Origin of the sequence: Geothrix rubra, assembly GCF_030268065.1 — a bacterium.
GTDB lineage: Bacteria > Acidobacteriota > Holophagae > Holophagales > Holophagaceae > Geothrix > Geothrix rubra.
In genome coordinates, this window is sequence record NZ_BSDD01000001.1 from 351,805 (window position 1) to 369,580 (window position 17,776).

A 17,776-nucleotide genomic window follows, 5' to 3' on the forward strand; every position below is an offset into this window, starting at 1 on the left:
GCTTGCAGAGCAAGGCGTTTGTCCGGGTTTCCGCCGCGCTTCCCACAGGTGTTGTGGAAATCGGGGCGAGGTTCCTGGTTCCTCCTCCGCTGTCTCTCGATTTATTCACTATCCTGGGAGGGTGAGTTCCGCTGCGCGCCCCAACGCCATTCCGCCCGAAGTCCTGGCGCGGGAGGCCCGTCTCGCCGCCGCCGTGGCGGCCATGGAACAGGCGGGCAGCCGGGAGGCTGCGCCACTGCAAGCCCTTCGCGCGGCTGTGGCTGCGGGTGATGTGATCGTTGCCGATGCGCAGGTCGATGATCTCGTCCGCGACGGCTTTGCGGAGGAGGCCCTCGCCGTGCTTCGCGAGGCCCGGCGGGCATCGAGGGGCGCGGATCCGCTGGAGGCGGTGCGGTTTCGCCTCGCATCTCCGGCGGAGAAGGCCCAGGCGCGGCGTGCCGCCGCCTGGCAGCTCGACAGCCGCAGGGCCTCCGTTCGCATCGCGTACGAGAAGGTCCCTCCGGCGACGGACTTCGACACGGGCGACCTCCAGCGGATCCTCCTCGCAGCCTTCCGGCTGGAGGGCCTGCGCCTGGCCCTGGATCTCGGGCACCACCCCCGGCCGCTCCTGCAGATGGGGCCACCGCTGCCGGCGGGTGCCGGCGGCCGCGAGGAGTGGGCCGAGGTGGTTCTCCAGCGCTCGCCGGACCGCCCGCCCGAGGCGCTGCTGGGGGCGCTCAACGCGCGCCTGCCGGAGGGGCTCCGGCTCCACCGCTGGCTCGAACAACCCGGCTATGCCACCCCCGTGGCGGAGCTGGCGGAGGTATCCGAATGGACCTGGCCTTGCCCGCCCGAGAGGCTGGAGGAGGCCCACGCCGCCACCGCGCGGTTCCTGGCCTCGGCCGCCTTCCCTTGGGACCGGGCCGGCAAGGTGGGCGGGCAGAAGCAGGAGAAGCATGTGGACCTGCGGCCCATGGTCTCCGCCATGGCCTGGGAGGGGAGCCGGCTGCGCTTCCGCACGCCCATGGCCGCCTTCGGCGCCACCAATCCGCTGAAGCTGCTGGGCGCGGTGCTGGGCGTGGACCCGGCGGACCTGCAGGGACTGGTCCGCGAGGGCCTCACCCTGCGCGAGGATCCCCGCCTGGGCCAGGGCGAGCGCTTCGAGCCCAAGCTGCGCAACCTCTACGAGGACGCGGTACTGCTCTCCGGAGGGTCGAACATCACCCTCGTGGACGACGAGGACGACGAGCCCCTTCATCTAGGCTGAGCCCGCCTCCTTGCTGATGGAAAGCAGGAGTCCCAGGCAGACCAGGCTGGCGATGAGGCTGTTGGGGCCGTAGGAGATGAAGGGCAGGGGAATGCCCTTGTTCGGGGCCAGAGAGAGCACCACGCTCATGTTCATCAGCGCCTGCACCACCAGGAGCAGCACGAAGCCCATGGCACAGAGCTTGAGGTAGGCGTCCCCCACCCGCCGGGCGATGCGGTAGCCCCGCCAGAGGATGGCGATGAACAGGGCAAGCACGAGGGTGGTGCCGATCAGCCCGGCCTCCTCCGCGATGACGGCGTAGATGAAGTCTGTGTGCGCCTCGGGCAGGAAGAACAGCTTCTGCTTCCCGGCACCCAGCCCCACGCCCAGCAGGCCGCCGTTGCCCACGGCCACGAGGCTCTGGAGGGCCTGGTGCCCCTTGCCCAGCGGATCGGCCTCGGGGTTGAGGAAGCTGGTGATGCGGGCGAGGCGGTAGGGCGAGAGCACCACGAAGGCGGTGCCCAGCGCGCCCAGGACGGGGAGGGCCACGGCGAAGATCCACTTCGGGGCGCCGCCAAGGAAGACCACCATCAGGGTGACGAAGACGATGAGGAAGGTGGTGCCGAAGTCCGGCTCCCGCAGGATGAGCGCGAGGGGTACCACCAGGATGCCGAAGAGCCCCAGCAGCTTGGGCAGCGAGTCCTGGCGGCTGGACCAGGCCTCCCGGTTCCGAACCATCCAGCCCGCGGCGATGAGCACGGAGAGCGGCTTGAAGAGCTCCGAAGGCTGGAGGCTCAGGGGTCCGAGGCGGATCCAGCGGTGGGCCCCGTTGATCCGGGGCCCGAAGGCCAGCACGGCCAGGAGGAGGATCACCAGGATCCCGTAGGCGATCTGGAGGGGGCGCCGGTGGTCCTGCAGGGGGGCCAGGTCCACCTGGGAGAGGACCAGCATGAGGCCGAGCCCGATGCCGCCGCCCACCATCTGCCGGGTCAGGAAGGCCGTGGCCGCCGCGTGGTTCTGGGAGGCCTTGATGGCGGACGCGGAATAGATCCACACCATGCCCACGGCCACCAGCAGCAGCGCGAAGAGCGCCAGCAGCCGGTCCACGGGACGGCGGACGTCGGGCGCCATCAGGCCAGGTCCAGGTCGCGGCGCGCCGCGGCTTCCAGCTCCGCGAGGGCCTGGTCCACCCAGGCCGGCTCCCGGGCCTCCACCATGAGGCGGAGCTTGGGTTCCGTGCCGGACCAGCGGACCACCTGCCGGACACCGTGGCCCCAGCGGGACTCGACGGCCCGCATCGCCTCGCCCAGGGCGGCGCAGATCTTCAGGTCCTTCCGGGACCGTGCCTTCACGTTCACGAGGCGCTGCGGCCAGGGGCGGAAGGTCCAGTCCCAGCGGGTGGTTTCCGGCCGGTGGAGGAGGGCCCGGAGGATGGCCAGGGCCGTGGCCAGGCCGTCGCCGCTGGGTCCCACGCGCTTCTGGATCACATGGCCCGAGGCCTCGGCGGCCAGGTCCCAGCCCCGCTGCCCCATCTCGCGCAGGAGGTACTTGTCGCCCACGGCGGTGCGGACGAAGGGGATGCCGGCCTCGTTCAGCACCTGCTCCAGGCCGCCATTGGTCATGAGGGTGCCCACGACGCCCGGCGGGGGATCCCCGCAGGCCAGGCGGTCCTGCACCATGAGCCAGAGCATCTGGTCACCGTCGATCTCACGGCCCGCGCCGTCCACCAGAAGGCAGCGGTCGCCGTCGCCGTCGAAGGCCACGCCCAGGTGGGCCCGCTCGGCCACCACCGCGGCCTTCAGGGCGTCGAGGTGGGTGGAACCGACACCGACATTGATGCGGGGACCGTCCGCCGGCACGCCGACCCAGGTGATGCGGCCGCCCCGGAACAGCTCACGGGCCGCTTCGGCAGTGGCGCCGTGGGCGCAATCGACGACGAGGCCGAACTCCGCAGGGAGGTCCACGCCGCCCAGGTGGGTCAGGTACGGGGCCAGGTCCAGACGGTCCGGCGGCATGGAGACAGTGGTGGGCTCGGGCGTGGCCTCGAAGGCCGCCTCGATGGCCTGCTCCTCGTGTTCCTCCAGCTTCTCGCCCCGCTCGTTGAAACCCTTGAGGCCGTTGTCCTCGGGCGGGTTGTGGCTGGCGGAGATCATCAGGCCCCAGGTCTTCGGGCCCTCCGCGCTGAGGCGGGCCACGGTCCAGGCCACGGCGGGCGTGGGGGCCAGGCCCAGCAGGGACACCTTGAGGCCCTGGCCCACGCCCAGGACGAAGGCCTCGGCCAGGGGCCCGGAGCTCGTGCGGGGATCCCACCCCACCACCAGCCGGCGGACCCCGTTCTCCCGGGCCACCTGGGCCCAGGCGGCCCCCCAGCGGGTGGCCTCCTCGAGGGTGAGGGGCGGCTGCAGTGCCACGCCCCGGATGCCGTCGGTGCCGAAGTAGCGGAGGGTCATGCCCCCAGATTACCCGATGGCGTGGGTCCTGAAGACCCGGTATCCCCAGGCCGCGGCCTCGGCGTGGGCCTCGGCGGTGAGGCCGTCCCGTTGCGCCGGGGGGAGCTCCGGCCTGCCCGCACGCGCCGCCAGGAAGCGCTTGCGGGAGATCCCGATGCAGAAGCGCCCCGCAGGCCAGTCCAGGCGGGTCGGGAGTGTGGGCAGGGCCTGCCAGAGGGCCAGGTCCTCCGAGAAGGTGGTGCCGAAGCCGAAGCCGGGATCGAGGAGCAGACGGTCAGGCGCGATCCCGGCACCGAGGAGCCGGTCCCGGACGTCCGCCAGTTCCACCAGCGTCCGCTCGGCATCGGTTTCGCCCTCGCCATCGTAGGGCGGCATGAGGAAGCCGCGGCCCTCGGGGCGGCTCCGCATGGCGATGAGCCCGCAGTCCGCCGTCCGGGCCAGGTCCAGCATGCCGGGGTCCGAGAACCCGGCGACGTCGTTGAGCACGGCCACCCCCGCCGCCAGGGCACGGGCCGCCACTTCGGGGTGGCGCGTGTCCGTGCTGAGAGGCAGGTCCGGCCATCCGGCCCGGAGGGGTGCGATCACGGGGGCGAGGCGGGCCCACTCCGTGTCCGGATCCAGGGGCTCGGCGCCGGGGCGGGTGCTCTCCGCCCCGAGATCGAGCATCCGGGCGCCGGCCGCCACCAGCCGCTGCGCCTGGGCCAGGGCGGCGGCAGGCGCGAGAAACCGCCCCCCGTCGCTGAAGGAGTCCGGGGTCAGATTGAGGATGCCGATGAACAACGGTTCGGAGGTGAGCTCAGCCCACATGCCGGCCTCCAGGGTGGGCCGTGGCGGTCTCGCGTATCGCCCCAGGCGATACCGAGAGATTGAGGATGCCGATGAACAACGGTTCGGAGGTGAGCTCAGCCCACATGCCGGCCTCCAGGGTGGGCCGTGGTGGTCTCGCGTATCGCCCCAGGCGATACCGAGAGATTGAGGATGCCGATGAAAAGGGGACCGCCCTGGAAGAGCGGTCCCCATTCGAACGGAGCCATGATCCTAGGCCGGCTTGAGGGCCGGGTTCAGGGGCGCGCCGGTGGCCGCCCCCTCGGTGGTGGCGGGGGCCGTAGGCGTGCCGCCAGCCTTAGGGGGGGGCAGGGTGCCGCCCTTCATGAGGATCTCGATGTCGTTGCCATCGAGGGTCTCCCGAACCAGGAGGGCCTCGGCGATGGCCACCAGCTGGTCGCGGTGGCTCTCGATGGCCTCCTTCGCCCGGCGGTAGTTGCGCATGACGAACTCCTGGACCTCGACATCGATGAGGCGGGCCGTGTCCTCGGAGATCTCCCGGTGCTGGGCGAAGTCGCGGCCGAGGAAGACCTCGTGCTGGCCGCCGCCGAAGTTCAGCGGGCCCAGCTTGTCGCTCATGCCGTACTCCGTGACCATCGACCGGGCCATCTCGGTGGCCTGCTGGATGTCGTTGGCGGCGCCAGTGCTCAGCTGGTTGAAGAAGATCTCCTCGGCGATGCGGCCGCCCATGGCGATGGCGATGCGGCTCTCCATGTAGTCCCGCGTGGTGTTGAAGCGGTCGGTGACGGGGAGCTGCCAGGTGACGCCCAGGGCCCGGCCCCGGGGGATGATGGTCACCTTGTGCATGGGATCGCTGTGGGGCATGACGACGGCGACGACCGTGTGGCCGGCCTCGTGGTAGGCGGTGATGCGCTTGTCCGCCTCGGTCATCACCAGGCTGCGGCGCTCGGCGCCCATGTAGACCTTGTCCTTGGCGCTCTCGAAGTCGGCCATCTCGACCCACTTCTTGCTGCCCCGGGCCGCGGTGAGGGCCGCCTCGTTGCAGAGGTTCGCCAGGTCCGCGCCGGCGAAGCCGGGGGTGCCGCGGGCGATCACTTCCAGGTCCACATCCGGGCTGAGGGGGATCTTGTCGGTGGTGTGCACCTTCAGGATCTCGTGGCGGCCCTTCACGTCGGGGCGGTCCACCACCACGCGGCGGTCGAAGCGGCCGGGGCGGAGGAGGGCGGGATCCAGCACGTCCGGGCGGTTCGTGGCGGCGATGAGGATGACTCCCTCGTTGCCCTCGAAGCCGTCCATCTCGACGAGCAGCTGGTTGAGCGTCTGTTCGCGCTCGTCATGGCCGCCGCCGAGGCCCGCGCCGCGGTGCCTGCCGACGGCATCGATCTCATCGATGAACACGATGCAGGGGGCGCTCTTCTTGGCCTGCTCGAAGAGGTCGCGCACGCGGCTGGCGCCCACGCCCACGAACATCTCCACGAAGTCGGAACCGGAGATGGAGAAGAACTGCACCTTGGCCTCGCCGGCGATGGCGCGGGCCAGCAGCGTCTTGCCCGTGCCCGGAGGGCCCATCAGCAGCACGCCCTTGGGGATCTTGCCGCCCAGCTTCACGAACTTGGCGGGATCCTTCAGGAACTCCACGATCTCCTTCAGCTCCTCCTTGGCCTCGTCACAGCCGGCCACGTCGGCGAAGGTGATGCGCTTGGCGCTGGTGGAGAGGCCCTTGGCCCGGGCCTTCCCGAAGCTGAGGGCCTTGTTGCCGCCCATCTGGGCCTGACGCATGAACACGAACCAGAGCACCACGAAGACCAGGAGGGGCGCCCAGAACATGAGCACGTAGGCGAAGTTGTTCTCGCTGGGCTTGGCGGCCTTGAACTCGTCGAGCTGGCCCTCGGTCTTCCAGCTGAGGATCACCTTGCCGAGGTCCTGCATGGGCGGGGCCACGGTGCGGAAGCGGTCGATGGTCTCGCCGGTCTTCGGGTTCTTGATGGGGTCCTTGTAGGTTCCCTCCAGGTCGAAGCCCGAGAGGGTCACGGTCTTGTACTTGCCGGCGGTGCCCTCGGTGTAGAACGTGGAGAAGGGGATCTCCACCTGGCGGCTGTTCTGGGGGATCTGGCGGAAGGCCAGCACGAGCAGGGCGATGATGCCCAGCCAGACCAGCACGCTCTTCATCATGGAATTCAAATTGTCACTCCTCGGGGCCGCGCCCCATTCCTGGTCCAGTGTACCCCGGCCCGGAAGGCGGGGAACCCTGCCTTAGATGCAGATACCGGCCCCCAGGTTCAGGGTTTAGGAAGAAGTTGCCCCAGGAGGCGCTGCGTACGGCGCCGAGTCGGATGGCCAGCCAGGGCGCGAGGCCGCGCAGGAGCGAGGCTTCCAGGGGATGACCCAGCTCGCGGAAGGCGGTCTCGAGGGTCCAGCGGAGTTCAGATTCTGTCCAGGATCCGGCGGCGAAGACGACCTCGCCATCGCCGATGGACCAGCGCGAACCTCGCCAGGAGGCCACCAGCCGGTGGGCGAGGGCCTGGGCCTCCTCCGCCTGCAGGTGCGTCTCGAAGAGGTGGCGATCCAGGTCCGGGGCCTCCCGGCGGATGTCCTCCAGCAATGTCCGCCACCGGTTCCGCGCCGTGAAGGGCTCGGCGTTGGTGGGGTCCTCCCGCCAGGGCACCCCGCGCTGGCGGAGGTAGTCGCGCAGGTCGCCACGGCGGCATTCCACCAGCGGCGACCAGCGCGGGCCCTGGCGCGGCGCCAGGGGACGGAGGCTGCCCAGCCCGCCGCCCCGGGCGAGGCGGATGAGGACGGTCTCCGTGTGGTCGTCGAGGGTGTGGCCCGTGGCCACGGCCGTGGCGCCGGTGCCCAAAGCCTCCTGGCGGAGCCAGTCCCAGCGCAGCTCCCGCGCGGCCATCTCCACGCCGATGCCCCGGTCCGCGGCGTGGGCCTTCACGCCCAGGCTGGCCTCCGCCAGGTCGAGGTCGAGGGCCCGGCAGAGCTGGCGCACGAACTCCGCGTCGGCCTCCGACTCGGGCCGCAGGCCGTGGTCCACATGGGCCACGGTGAGCTCCAGTCCCAGGCTCCGGCGCAGCGACCACAGCAGGATCAGCAGGGCCACCGAATCCCCGCCCCCCGAGCAGGCCACCAGCACCCGGCCCGACACGCCGTCACCCCGGCGCTGGATCTGCGCGAGAAGGTCCGATTCGAAGCGCTTCATGCGGATTCCAGCACCGCCAGCAGCCGCAGCAGGGCCGGGGGGACCGGCTTCTCGCACCAGAGGGCCTCGGCCCAGTCGCACATGCGGAGAGAGCCCCAGTGCATGGCGCGGCCGAGGACGCCGCGGCGGAAGGCGGGGTGGGCGATGCGGGTGGGCGGCTGGCTGGGATCCTGGTCGAACTGGCTCCCGAAGGCGTCGAAGGCGGCCATGCGGCGCTCCCACACGGCGCTCACATCCACGAGGAGATCGGGGGCGCCCGGCCGCTCGCCGCCCACCCAGGCCACGGCCTCGGGACGCCAGGGCTTCCCCACACGAGGCCCTTCCTGGGCCTCGCCCTTCGGGCGGTCCTCCGGACCGTGGGACGTCGCTCCGGCTGCGTCCTCGCAGGGGTAGTTCTTCAACCCGGCGTAGTAGGCCGCCTCGCGGCCCAGGCGGTGGGCCCGGCGGTGGTCGGGATGCCGGTCTTCGGGGGCGGGCAGGATGAGCACCCGGGGGCGCAGGCTGCGGAATTCGGCCATGAGGCGCACCCGGAAGCGCTCCTCCTCGGTGAACCGTCCGTCGGGGAAGTCCATCACGATGCGCTGCACTCCCAGGAGCTTCGCGGCGGCCTGGGCCTCCGCCCGCCGCGTCTCGGGCGTGCCGCGGGTGCCGAGCTCGCCGGCGGTGAGATCCAGGATGGCGGCCTTGAGGCCCCGGTCCGAGGCCAGGGCGAGCAGGCCGCCCACGTGGACCTCCGCGTCGTCGGGGTGGGCCCCCAGGACCAGCAGGTCGAGTCCGTCATTCATGTGGCCTCCACGAGAAGGAGATCGGTGCGGCCGTCCAGGCGGTCGAGGATCCGGTCCAGCAGCGCCTCGTCCCGCAGCCACTCGAGGCCCGGGACCACGCGCTCCTGGGGCCGCCCGAAGGGGAACAGGGCCTGGCGCAGGCCCTCGGGATCGCCGCCCAGGGCCGCTGCCGCGGACTCGCGGTGCAGCCGGCGGTCGAGGCGGCCGAGGCGGGTGCGGGTGCGGTCCAGCTCCGCGGCGTACCGTTTCCGGATGGCCTCGGGCCAGGCCGGGTCGGGCTCCGGGACGGGCAGGCGGGCCGAGGCCGTGCCACCAGGCCAGGGGGCGAGGCCGGCCCAGTCCCCGTCCCGGAGGTGCGACAGCTGGCCGGCCTCCAGGCCCAGCCCGGGCGGCAGCACGAAGACGCTGGGGCGGGCGACGATGCGGGGAGCCGGTAGTCCGACGCGCTCCCAGAGGGGCTCGCAGAGGCGCCAGTAGGCCCGCTCGGCGGGACCCAGCACCGCGGCTTCCACCGGCAGGAGCAGGGACTGCATGAGGGGGCGCAGCGCGGCACCGGGGCTCAGCCAGCGGCCGGGCGGCAGGGATTCGCGGGGTTCCAGGCGCCGCCGCCGGCCCGTGGCGGGGTCCAGGGCGAACCAGGCGGCCTGGGTACGCGGATCGAGGGGCAGGGGGGCGCCCTCGGCCTCCAGGCGCTCGGCCTGCCGGAGGAGGTCGGCCTCCAGGTCCAGGGCCCGCCAGCCCTCCAGCACCGCCTGGATGGGCGCCCGCACCGCCGGATCCGTGGGGGAGAAGGGCCGCAGGCCCCGTCGCCACAGGGGCTCGCCCAGGGCCAGGGCGTGGCCCCGCAGGGTGGGTTCCGCGGGGGCGGGGCAGGGGCCCCAGAGGGATTCGGCCTCGGCCTGGTGCCGGCCGGTCCAGGGCAGCCAGCCGGTGGCGGTGCCTTCGGGCGCCTCGAACCTGAACCGGTGGCGGATCCGGCGGCCGTCCCGGGTCCCCACCACGGCGGCGACCTCGGTACGGTCGTGGTCCTCGTCCGCCAGCCAGTACACGGCCTCGGCGCCGGTGCGCCGGGCCTCCGCCAGGGCCGCCAGGGCCTTGGCCACGGAGAGGGCCGGGCTCCAGCCCGCGCCGATCTGCTGGCCCGTGGCCACCACGGGCCTGGGGACTCCCCTTCCGCCGGATCCGCTCCCGTCCATCGCCATGGGCCCAGCCTACCCGGACTCGGCGTTCATGCCATCCTCGACCCCATGGCCTTCGACGATCTCCAGCCCTGGGTGCCCCCCGCCGAGCCGGATCTCGCGCGCCTGGCCATGGCGGCGGCGGACGAAGCCGGCGTGGCCGAACTGAGGGCGTGGCCCGTGCTGCGGAAGGGCGGCATCGGCTTCGGCGAGCTGCCACCCTTTCTGGCCTGGCGCGGCACCTGGGCTGGCCGCCACCATCTGGTGCTGCTCCAGGCCCGCGAAGTGGGGGCCCTGGTGCCCGGGGCACGCACGACGCCCCTGCCCGGGGGTTGGCTCGCGGCGCTGGACCTGGAAGCCCTGGCGCGGCCCCTGGCCCGCCATCCGGCCTTCCCGGGCGGGGCCTCGATCCATGTGGTGCATCTGCCCGGCGGAAACGTCGCACGGGTCCGCACCCGGGGCGAAGCCCTCCCGGGCCTCGTGGCCGAGGTGCTGCGGCGCGTCAGTTCCATCCAGGCGTGGCGGTTCGAGTGATCCGGACTTACTTGCCCCGGTTGCTGGAGCGCATGTGGGCGGCTCCGCCGCTCTTGCCCTGGGGCTTGGAGGAGGCGCGCACCGTGGGCTGGGGCTGGGGCTTCGCCTTGGGCTTGGACGACCCGGCGTCGGCCGCCGGCTTGTCCACGGCCTGGAGGGACTTCAGCAGATCGGCGGGGACGAGGGGCTTGGTCATGGTCGGACTCCTGGGTTCATTCTAGCGCTTCGTCCAGGCTGGTCAGAGGACCGACCAGTCCGTCTTGGCCTTGGGCTGCCCGTAGTCGGTCTCGATCTGGGCCAGCTGCAGCCGGCCGGAGGCGTCGTCGTTCACGGCCTGCCAGCGGGTGTACCAGTCGATCACCCACATGCCGCTCTCGCGGGTGCCGTTGCCGCTCCAGCCGTTGCCGCCGAAGGGCATGTGGGCCTCGGCGCCGGTGGTGCTGTTGTTGATGCTGGCCATGCCGGCCTTGATCTCGCGCTTGAAGCGTTCCACCCAGTGCCGGTTCTCGGTGTAGAGGCTGCTGGACAGGCCGTAGGGCGTGCCGTTGGCGCAGGCCATGGCCTCGTCGAAATCTTTCACGGTCGTGAGGTTCACGGTGGGCCCGAAGACCTCGTTCTGGAACAGCCACATGTCGGGCGTGACGCCGTCCCACACGCAGGGCTGCATGTAGAGGCCATGCTCGATGTGCCCCTTCACGCGGCCATCACGGTTGGCCTCGGTCCACTGCTCGCCACCGGAGAGGAGCTTCGCCCCGTCGGCACGGCCCTTCTCCCAGTGCTCGCGGAAGCCCTCGGCGAAGCGGGAGTTGATCATGGGACCGTAGGTCACGTCCGGATCGGTCATGGGATTGCCCATCTCCAGGGCCTCCGCGCCCGCCATGAACTTCTGCTTGAACTCGGCGGCGCAGGCCTCGTGGAGGATGAGGTTCGCCAGGCTGGTGCAGCGCTGGCCGGCGGTGCCGAAGGCGGCCCAGAGGGCGCCCTTCACGGCCAGGTCGATATCGGCGTCGGGCATCACGATCATGGGGTTCTTCCCGCCCAGCTCCAGGCTCGGGATGATCAGGTTCCGGCCGCAGGCCTCGCCGATCATGCGGCCCACGGCGGTGGAGCCCGTGAAGCTGAACTTCTGGTAGAAGCCCTTGTCGATGCCCGCCAGGAAGTGCTTCCCGCAGCCGGCGCGGCCCCGGCCGTTGACGGTGTTCACCACGCCCGGCGGCAGGCCCGCGTCCATCAGGGCCAGCAGGAAGAGGTAGGCGATGGTCGGGGCGTCGTCGCTGGGCTTCCACACCACGGTGTTGCCGCAGAGGATGGCGGGGATGATCTTCCAGCTGGGCACGGCCAGGGGGAAGTTGTTGGCGGCCAGGATGCCGCAGACGCCCACGGGGCGGCGATAGGTGGTGAGGGACTTGTCGGGCAGCTCGGAGGGCACGGTCTGGCCGTAGAGGCGGCGGCCCTCGGAGGCGAAGAAGGTGCAGGTGTCGATGGCCTCCTGGACCTCGCCCAGGGCCTCGCGGGGGGTCTTGCCGATCTCGCGGGTGATGACCCTGGCCAGCTTCTCCTTCTGCTCCGTGAGGATCTGGCCCGCGCGCTGGATCACCGCGCCCCGGACGGGGGCGGGGGTGGCGGACCAGGTCGTGAAGGCCTCGGCCGCGGCCTTGGCGGCCCGGGCCACGTCCTTCTCCCCGCTGTCGGGGAACACGCCCACCAGGTCGCGCTTGTCCACGGCGGAGCGGGACTCGATCATGGAGAGATCCCCCTCCAGCTCGCGCCCGTTGATGATGTTGAAGCCGATCAAGGACTTCCCGGCGCTGGCTGCGGCCGGCGAATTCGGTTTCAGGTACATGGCGGCTCCCGGCTGGAGGTCCCAGGATAGCCCGGCCCCGGGGAAGAAGGCCAACCGAGCGGTTAGCATGGAGGTTCTGCCGGAGCCCGGGTGTTCGACAACCTATCCCTTCCCACCATCCTCGTCAGCTATGTGGCCCTGCTGTTCAGCCTGAGCGTCCACGAGGCCTCCCACGCCACGGCGGCCTACCTGCTGGAGGACGACACCGCCGCGAGCCTGGGCCGGATGACCCTCAATCCCGTCGCCCACATCGACCTGCTGGGCACGGTCATCTTCCCCCTGCTGGGGATGGCCACGGGCTTCCCCTTCATCGGCTGGGCCAAGCCCGTGCCCGTGGATCCCCGCAAGCTCACTCGGAAGTTCACCCAGCGGGTGGGCTACGCCCTGGTGGCCAGCGCCGGGCCGGCCTCGAACCTGATCCAGGCCGGGGTCTTCCTGGGGGTCATGTTCCTGGTGGTGAAGGCCGTCGTGCCCGTGCCCGAGCTGGAGTACCGGGTGTTCGTGCGGGCCCTGCTGGCCGGCAAGGTGGAGAGCCTGCAGGTGCTGCAGCTGGGCACCACGGCCACGCTCTTCCTGGCCCTGCTGGGTCGCCTGGTGCTCATCAACGTCGGCCTGGCCCTCTTCAACCTGCTGCCCATGGGGCCCCTGGACGGCGCGGGCATCCTGCGCGGCTTCCTGCCCTGGCGGTGGCTGCCGAAGTTCGACCGGATCCAGCCCTGGATGGGCGGCATCCTCATCGTGCTGGCCCTCACGGGCCTCCTCGGCTACGTCATCGGCCCGGTGTTCGGCCTGGTGTTCTACGGCATCGAGATCGTGGCCCGCCTCATCCTCCACTTCTGATCCACGCGCGTTTCGGAGTCCCCATGCACCGCATCCTCTCCGGCATCCAGCCCTCCGGCTCCCTGCACATCGGCCACCTGGTGGGGGCCCTGGACAACTTCGCGCTCCTGCAGGGCCGGGGCGAGGCGTTCTACATGATCGCGGACTGGCACGCGCTGACCTCGAAGTACGAGAACGTGGGGGAGATCTGGCCCGCCACCCTGGAGCTCACCGCCACCTACCTGGCCGCGGGGCTGGATCCGGCCCAGAGCACGCTCTTCGTGCAGAGCCTCGTGAAGGAGCACGCCGAGCTGCACCTGCTGTTCTCCATGATGACGCCCCTCTCCTGGCTGGAGCGGGTGCCCACCTACAAGGAGAAGCTGCAGAACGCCGCCGCCGACCTGGGCAGCTACGGCTTCCTGGGCTATCCGCTGCTCCAGACCGCCGACATCGTCCTCTACAAGGCCCACAAGGTCCCCGTGGGCGAGGACCAGCTCTTCCACCTGGAGCTGGCCCGGGAGGTGGTGCGCCGCTTCCACTTCCTCTACCAGTGCGAGGTGTTCCCCGAGCCCGAGGCCGTGCTCACCAAGACGCCCAAGGTGCCTGGCCTTGACGGCAGGAAGATGTCGAAGAGCTACGGCAACTGCATCTACCTGCGGGACACCAACACCGAGATCCTCGAGAAGTGCACCCGCCAGATGGCCTCCGATCCGGCCCGGGTCCGCAAGACCGATCCGGGCAATCCGGACATCTGCCCGGTCATGGATTTCCACAAGCTGTTCAGCGACGAGGCCACCGTGCAGATGGTGGACACGGAATGCCGCCGCGCGGGCATCGGCTGCTTCGACTGCAAGAAGCGCGTGGCCGAGGCCATCACCCGTCGCATCGAACCGGTGCGGGAGAAGATCGAGGCCCACCTCGCCCAGCCGGCCCACCTCGAGGACGTCCTCCGGGACGGCAGCGCCCGGGCCCGGACCGTGGCCGCCGCCACCCTGGCCGAGGTGCGGGAGGCCATGAAGATGCCCGCCCTGTGAGCGGGGCTGCGGATCTGGCCCTTGCGGTCGGTCCGAAATCTGGTAGACTTTGGGTCTTGCAGGTCCCTTAGCTCAGTTGGTTAGAGCATCTGACTCTTAATCAGAGGGTCCCCGGTTCGAGTCCGGGAGGGACCACCAGGACAGAAGCCCCGCAGACACCAGCTCTGCGGGGTTTTTGCTTTCCGGGAAGTAGCGGGCGGCTGGTTCCCGTCGAGCATCCGGCCGAGGTTCGGGTTGGTAGTCGGCTCCAGGTCTTCTGAAGCTCCTATCCTTACCTGGAACACCCTCGGAGGTGCGCATGCGCGCCGATCAGATGATCAGGTTCCGGGATGCCATCCTGACCCGGAAGAAGGCCCTTCGGCTGTGGCTGGATGCCACGCCGGCCTCGCGCCGGTCCCTGGCCCTCGGCCCCTGCGGTCCCGAGGAGGCGGAAGCGGTGATGGCCTCTCACGAGGCGGCCCTGGAGCGGCTCGAGGGCGGGGGCTTCGGGGTCTGCCGCGTCTGCCAGGGGGAAGTGGAGGCCGAGCTCCTGGAACTGGACTTCACCCAGGACGTCTGTCTCGACGACCTGGACGCCCTGAGGAAGCGGGGCCTGGAGCGGGATCTCGAGCTGGCCGCCAAGGTCCAGCGGCACCTCCTCCCCCAGCGGGTTCCGGAGGTCCCTGGCGTGGAGATCGCGGCCCTGACCCGGCCCGCCGAAATCGTCGGGGGCGACTATTTCGATTTCTACACCTGTCCGGGCGGCAGCCTGGGCGTGGCGGTGGCGGACGTCATGGGCAAGGGCCTCTCCTCCAGCCTGCTGATGTCCAGCCTCCAGGCCAGCCTGCGCATCCTGGGGCCCGAGACGATGGCCCTGGACCGTCTGGCCGTGCGCCTCAACGACCTCTTCCGGTACAACCTCCGGGTGGTCCGGTTCATCTCCATGGTGATGGTCCGGTTCGATCCGGCAACCCGGGGCCTGGGGTACTGCAACGCGGGACACAATCCGGCCCTGCTGCGCCGGGCCGACGGGTCCCGGGTCTGGCTCGCCCCCACCGGGCCCGCCCTGGGGCTCACGGCCGCAGGGACCTACCGGGCGGCGGAGGTTCCGGTGTTCCCGGGTGATCTGCTGGTCCTCTACACCGACGGACTGACGGAGGCCGGGACCGGGGATGGGCGGGAGTTCGGGGCGGAAGGCCTGGCCGGCTTCCTCGACGCGCATGCGGGAGAGCCCGTCGAGATCCTCCTCGCCGGGCTCCGGGAGGCCGCCGAGCGCTTCGGAGGCGGCTTCCGGGACGATGTCACCCTGGTGGCCCTGCGGTTCAGCTGACCGACGCTGGATTCAGGACCCGCGAAGCCATTCCCGCTGCGACGGTCTGCCCCGGGCTCGTACACTGGCGGCATGCACATGGCCGATGCACTGGTTTCCGCGGCGGTGGGGGGGAGCTTCTGGGCCCTCTCCGGCGGGGCGCTGGCGGGCTGCTCCCGGCGATTGCGGCGGGACGAGGACGAGCGCCGGGTGCCGCTCATGGGGGTGCTGGGGGCCTTCGTGTTCGCTGTGCAGATGGTGAACTTCGCCATCCCGGGCACGGGCTCAAGCGGCCACCTGGTGGGCACCCTGCTGCTCTCGGCCCTGCTGGGCCCGCCGGCGGCGGTGCTGGTGATGGGCTCGGTGCTGCTGGTGCAGGCCCTCTTCTTCGCGGACGGCGGCCTGCTGGCCTTCGGCTGCAACCTGTTCAACATGGGTATCCTGCCCGCCTTGGTGGCCTACCCGCTGGTGTTCCGGCCCCTGGACCGCCGGGGCCACCCCGCCGCCGGGGCGATCCTGGGCGCGGTCGCCGCGCTGCAGCTGGGCGCCCTTGCGGTGGTGCTGGAGACGGTCCTCTCCGGCCTCACAGGGCTCCCCTTCCGCCCTTTCCTGCTGGCCATGCTGCCCATCCACCTGCCCATCGGCCTGGCGGAGGGACTGGCCACGGCCCTGCTCCTCAGGTTCCTGCGGCGGGCGCGACCGGAGCTGGCGGCGGTCCGGCCCGAGCCTGCGGGGCGGCCCCTCCTGGCCCTGGTGCTGGGAGCGGCGGTGCTGACCGCCGGGATGCTGTCCTGGGCCGCCTCCAGCCGTCCCGATGGCCTCGAGTGGTCCGTGTCCCGGGTGGCGCCTGCCGGGGCGGACGCGCCGGACGGAGCCGTCCACCGCTTCGCGGCGCGCCTGCAGCGGCGCACGTCCGTGCTGCCTGAGTACGCCCTGCCGGGGACCGAGCCGGCCGGGCCCGCGGCGAGCCGGCGAGGCACCAGCCTGTCGGGCCTCCTGGGCGGCGCCGCCACCCTCGGCCTGGTGGCGGGAGCCGGATGGCTGATCACCCGCGGCCGGCGGATCCTCCGCGCCCGGCCGGAGGCCTGAGGTGCCCTCCCTGGCGGCGGCGCTCCTCGACCTCCGGGAGCTCGACCGGCTGGCCCGGCTGGACACGCCGGTCCACCGTCTCGATCCGCGCGCCAAGGTGCTGGCCACGGCGGCCTTCCTGGCGACCCTCGCCTCCTTCGGTCCCCGCGAGGTGTCGGCCCTCCTGCCCCTGGCCCTCTTCCCCGTGGCCCTGGCGGCCCTCGGGGAGGTGCCCTTCGGCCTGTTGGCGCGGAAGACCCTCCTGGGCCTGCCCTTCATCCTGGTGCTCGGGGCCTTCCTGCCCTGGGTGGATCGGGTTCCGGTGCTGCAGCTCGGGCCCCTGGCGGTGAGCGGCGGCTGGCTGGCCTTCGCCTCCCTCCTGGTGCGCGGCCTGCTGGCGATGGTCACGGCCACGGCCCTGGTGGCGGTGACGGGCTTCGGGGACCTCTGCGCGGCGCTGGACCGCCTGGGCGCGCCCAGGGCCTTCTCGCAACAGCTGCTCTTCCTGCACCGCTACCTGTTCCTGGCCGGGGAGGAGACGGGCCGGGCCCTCCAGGCCCGCGAGCTGCGGGCCTTCGGTCGCCCCCTGGCGCCGCGGGAGTACGGCGCCTTCGCCGGCCACCTCCTGACCCGGAGCTGGGAGCGGGCCGAGCGGGTCCACGCCGCCCTCCGGGCCCGGGGCTTCGACGGCGTCCTGCCCGCCCGTGCGCAAACAGCCTTCGGAACGGGGGCCTGGGGCTTCCTCCTCGGCTGGTCGGCCTTCTTCTTCCTCTGCCGCTGGCTGGCCCTGCCGGCCCTTCTGGGCGGCCTCCTGGCGGGAGGTGGGTCGTGAGCCACCACCTGGTCGAGGTCCGCGAGCTGCGCCACGCCTACCCCGATGGCACCCTGGCCCTGGACGGCCCCACCTTCACCCTGCACCACGGCGAGGCCGTGGCCCTCGTGGGCGCCAACGGGGCGGGGAAGTCCACCCTGCTGAAGCACCTAAACGGCACGCTCCGCGCCGCCAGCGGCGAGGTGCGCGTGGGCGAGCTGCCCGTGCAGGCGGAGACCCTGGCCCAGGTGCGGCGCACGGTGGGCATGGTCTTCCAGGATCCCGACGACATGCTGTTCATGCCGACCGTGCTGGAGGACGTGGCCTTCGGGCCCCGGAACCTGGGCTTCCCCCCGCCGGAAGCGGAGGCCCGGGCCCGGGTGGCCCTCGGGCAGGTGGGGGCGGCGCACCTGGCGGCGAAGGCGCCCTACCACCTCTCCGTGGGCGAGAAGCGCCGCTGCGCCCTGGCGGCGGTGCTGGCGATGGGTCCGGACATCCTCGTGCTGGACGAGCCCAGCACCGGCCTCGATCCCCGCGGGCGGCGGCTCCTGGTGGGCCTGCTCCAGGCCTTCACCCACACCCGCATCATCGCCACCCACGACCTCGACCTGGCCTCGAGGCTCTGCCCGCGCACCCTGGTGCTCCACCGGGGGCGCCTCGTGGCCGACGGCCCCACCCGGGCGATCCTCGCGGATCGCGCCCGGATGGAGTCCTGGGACCTGGAGGCCTGGCCGCCGGAGGCCTGAGGGG

At 71.7% G+C, this 17,776-nt stretch carries 17 protein-coding genes and 1 tRNA gene; 9 read left to right on the forward strand and 9 right to left on the reverse strand.

The genetic code is table 11. The features are described from left to right. The first annotated feature begins 121 nt into the window (after positions 1 to 121). Positions 122 to 1,246, forward strand: a complete 1,125-nt coding sequence (locus QSJ33_RS01535) for a TIGR03936 family radical SAM-associated protein (protein ID WP_285722369.1) — start codon at positions 122 to 124, stop codon at positions 1,244 to 1,246. On the opposite strand, the gene ftsW is transcribed toward QSJ33_RS01535, so the two are convergent. From ftsW to bshC, 7 genes are all read right to left on the reverse strand, one after another. Next, a complete protein-coding gene (ftsW, locus tag QSJ33_RS01540) occupies positions 1,238 to 2,356 on the reverse strand; it encodes a putative lipid II flippase FtsW (protein WP_285722371.1) in 1,119 nt (372 codons plus the stop codon). The two genes, QSJ33_RS01535 and ftsW, sit on opposite strands and share 9 nt — an antisense overlap. Beyond that, positions 2,356 to 3,675 (reverse strand): phosphohexomutase domain-containing protein, encoded by a 1,320-nt coding sequence (locus QSJ33_RS01545; protein ID WP_285722372.1) that lies wholly within the window; start codon positions 3,673 to 3,675, stop codon positions 2,356 to 2,358. The genes ftsW and QSJ33_RS01545 overlap by 1 nt, the downstream gene beginning before the upstream one ends. A gap of 9 nt (positions 3,676 to 3,684) precedes the next feature. Then, the gene (gene folP, locus QSJ33_RS01550) at positions 3,685 to 4,482 is read right to left on the reverse strand and encodes a dihydropteroate synthase (RefSeq protein ID WP_285722373.1); all 798 of its coding nucleotides are present in this window, start codon (positions 4,480 to 4,482) and stop codon (positions 3,685 to 3,687) included. Between the two features lie 231 nt (positions 4,483 to 4,713). Then, the gene (gene ftsH / locus QSJ33_RS01555) at positions 4,714 to 6,642 is read right to left on the reverse strand and encodes an ATP-dependent zinc metalloprotease FtsH (RefSeq protein WP_420801366.1); all 1,929 of its coding nucleotides are present in this window, start codon (positions 6,640 to 6,642) and stop codon (positions 4,714 to 4,716) included. 4 nt (positions 6,643 to 6,646) lie between these two features. Then, complete coding sequence (gene tilS, locus QSJ33_RS01560) at positions 6,647 to 7,666, reverse strand: tRNA lysidine(34) synthetase TilS (RefSeq protein WP_285722375.1); 1,020 nt, start codon at positions 7,664 to 7,666, stop codon at positions 6,647 to 6,649. Next, positions 7,663 to 8,451, reverse strand: coding sequence for a bacillithiol biosynthesis deacetylase BshB1 (gene bshB1 / locus QSJ33_RS01565; protein ID WP_285722377.1), 789 nt, complete (start codon positions 8,449 to 8,451; stop codon positions 7,663 to 7,665). The genes tilS and bshB1 overlap by 4 nt, the downstream gene beginning before the upstream one ends. Continuing rightward, a complete protein-coding gene (bshC, locus tag QSJ33_RS01570) occupies positions 8,448 to 9,653 on the reverse strand; it encodes a bacillithiol biosynthesis protein BshC (protein ID WP_285722379.1) in 1,206 nt (401 codons plus the stop codon). Before bshC ends, bshB1 begins: the two co-directional genes overlap by 4 nt. 45 nt (positions 9,654 to 9,698) lie before the next feature. Here bshC and QSJ33_RS01575 point away from each other — a divergent pair, with 45 nt between their 5' ends. Beyond that, a complete protein-coding gene (locus tag QSJ33_RS01575; RefSeq protein ID WP_285722380.1) occupies positions 9,699 to 10,163 on the forward strand; it encodes a hypothetical protein in 465 nt (154 codons plus the stop codon). 7 nt (positions 10,164 to 10,170) lie between these two features. On the opposite strand, the gene QSJ33_RS01580 is transcribed toward QSJ33_RS01575, so the two are convergent. Beyond that, on the reverse strand, positions 10,171 to 10,359 hold the full coding sequence (locus tag QSJ33_RS01580; protein ID WP_285722381.1) for a hypothetical protein: 189 nt from the start codon (positions 10,357 to 10,359) through the stop codon (positions 10,171 to 10,173). 42 nt (positions 10,360 to 10,401) lie between these two features. Continuing rightward, positions 10,402 to 12,006 carry an aldehyde dehydrogenase family protein gene (locus tag QSJ33_RS01585; protein WP_285722382.1) on the reverse strand — a complete coding sequence of 535 codons (1,605 nt, stop codon included), beginning with the start codon at positions 12,004 to 12,006 and terminating at the stop codon, positions 10,402 to 10,404. 90 nt (positions 12,007 to 12,096) lie between these two features. Between QSJ33_RS01585 and QSJ33_RS01590 the strand changes: the two genes are divergently transcribed. The 7 genes from QSJ33_RS01590 to QSJ33_RS01620 all read left to right on the forward strand — a co-directional run bounded on the left by QSJ33_RS01590 (position 12,097) and on the right by QSJ33_RS01620 (position 17,772). Next, complete coding sequence (locus QSJ33_RS01590; RefSeq protein WP_285722384.1) at positions 12,097 to 12,846, forward strand: site-2 protease family protein; 750 nt, start codon at positions 12,097 to 12,099, stop codon at positions 12,844 to 12,846. Between the two features lie 23 nt (positions 12,847 to 12,869). After that, a complete protein-coding gene (gene trpS / locus QSJ33_RS01595) occupies positions 12,870 to 13,859 on the forward strand; it encodes a tryptophan--tRNA ligase (RefSeq protein WP_285722385.1) in 990 nt (329 codons plus the stop codon). 61 nt (positions 13,860 to 13,920) lie between these two features. After that, positions 13,921 to 13,997, forward strand: a tRNA-Lys gene (locus QSJ33_RS01600). Between the two features lie 160 nt (positions 13,998 to 14,157). Then, entirely contained in the window at positions 14,158 to 15,168 is a 1,011-nt protein-coding gene (locus QSJ33_RS01605) for a PP2C family protein-serine/threonine phosphatase (protein ID WP_285722386.1), read from the forward strand. Positions 15,169 to 15,240: 72 nt separating this feature from the next. After that, positions 15,241 to 16,236: an energy-coupling factor ABC transporter permease gene (locus tag QSJ33_RS01610; RefSeq protein ID WP_420801367.1), complete on the forward strand. Its 996-nt coding sequence runs from the start codon at positions 15,241 to 15,243 to the stop codon at positions 16,234 to 16,236. 1 nt (position 16,237) lies between these two features. Next, entirely contained in the window at positions 16,238 to 17,047 is an 810-nt protein-coding gene (gene cbiQ / locus QSJ33_RS01615) for a cobalt ECF transporter T component CbiQ (RefSeq protein WP_285722388.1), read from the forward strand. Beyond that, the gene (locus tag QSJ33_RS01620) at positions 17,044 to 17,772 is read left to right on the forward strand and encodes an energy-coupling factor ABC transporter ATP-binding protein (protein WP_285722389.1); all 729 of its coding nucleotides are present in this window, start codon (positions 17,044 to 17,046) and stop codon (positions 17,770 to 17,772) included. The genes cbiQ and QSJ33_RS01620 overlap by 4 nt, the downstream gene beginning before the upstream one ends. Positions 17,773 to 17,776 lie beyond the last annotated feature (4 nt).

Coding starts and splice junctions, on each gene's coding strand:
- QSJ33_RS01575 (WP_285722380.1), top strand. CDS start 9,699: ATGGCCTTCGACGATCTCCAGCCCTGGGTGCCCCCCGCCGAGCCGGAT.
- QSJ33_RS01545 (WP_285722372.1), bottom strand. CDS start 3,675: ATGACCCTCCGCTACTTCGGCACCGACGGCATCCGGGGCGTGGCACTG.
- QSJ33_RS01585 (WP_285722382.1), bottom strand. CDS start 12,006: ATGTACCTGAAACCGAATTCGCCGGCCGCAGCCAGCGCCGGGAAGTCC.
- QSJ33_RS01605 (WP_285722386.1), top strand. CDS start 14,158: ATGCGCGCCGATCAGATGATCAGGTTCCGGGATGCCATCCTGACCCGG.
- QSJ33_RS01610 (WP_420801367.1), top strand. CDS start 15,241: ATGCACATGGCCGATGCACTGGTTTCCGCGGCGGTGGGGGGGAGCTTC.
- folP (WP_285722373.1), bottom strand. CDS start 4,482: ATGTGGGCTGAGCTCACCTCCGAACCGTTGTTCATCGGCATCCTCAAT.
- ftsW (WP_285722371.1), bottom strand. CDS start 2,356: ATGGCGCCCGACGTCCGCCGTCCCGTGGACCGGCTGCTGGCGCTCTTC.
- bshC (WP_285722379.1), bottom strand. CDS start 9,653: ATGGCGATGGACGGGAGCGGATCCGGCGGAAGGGGAGTCCCCAGGCCC.
- trpS (WP_285722385.1), top strand. CDS start 12,870: ATGCACCGCATCCTCTCCGGCATCCAGCCCTCCGGCTCCCTGCACATC.
- tilS (WP_285722375.1), bottom strand. CDS start 7,666: ATGAAGCGCTTCGAATCGGACCTTCTCGCGCAGATCCAGCGCCGGGGT.
- bshB1 (WP_285722377.1), bottom strand. CDS start 8,451: ATGAATGACGGACTCGACCTGCTGGTCCTGGGGGCCCACCCCGACGAC.
- QSJ33_RS01580 (WP_285722381.1), bottom strand. CDS start 10,359: ATGACCAAGCCCCTCGTCCCCGCCGATCTGCTGAAGTCCCTCCAGGCC.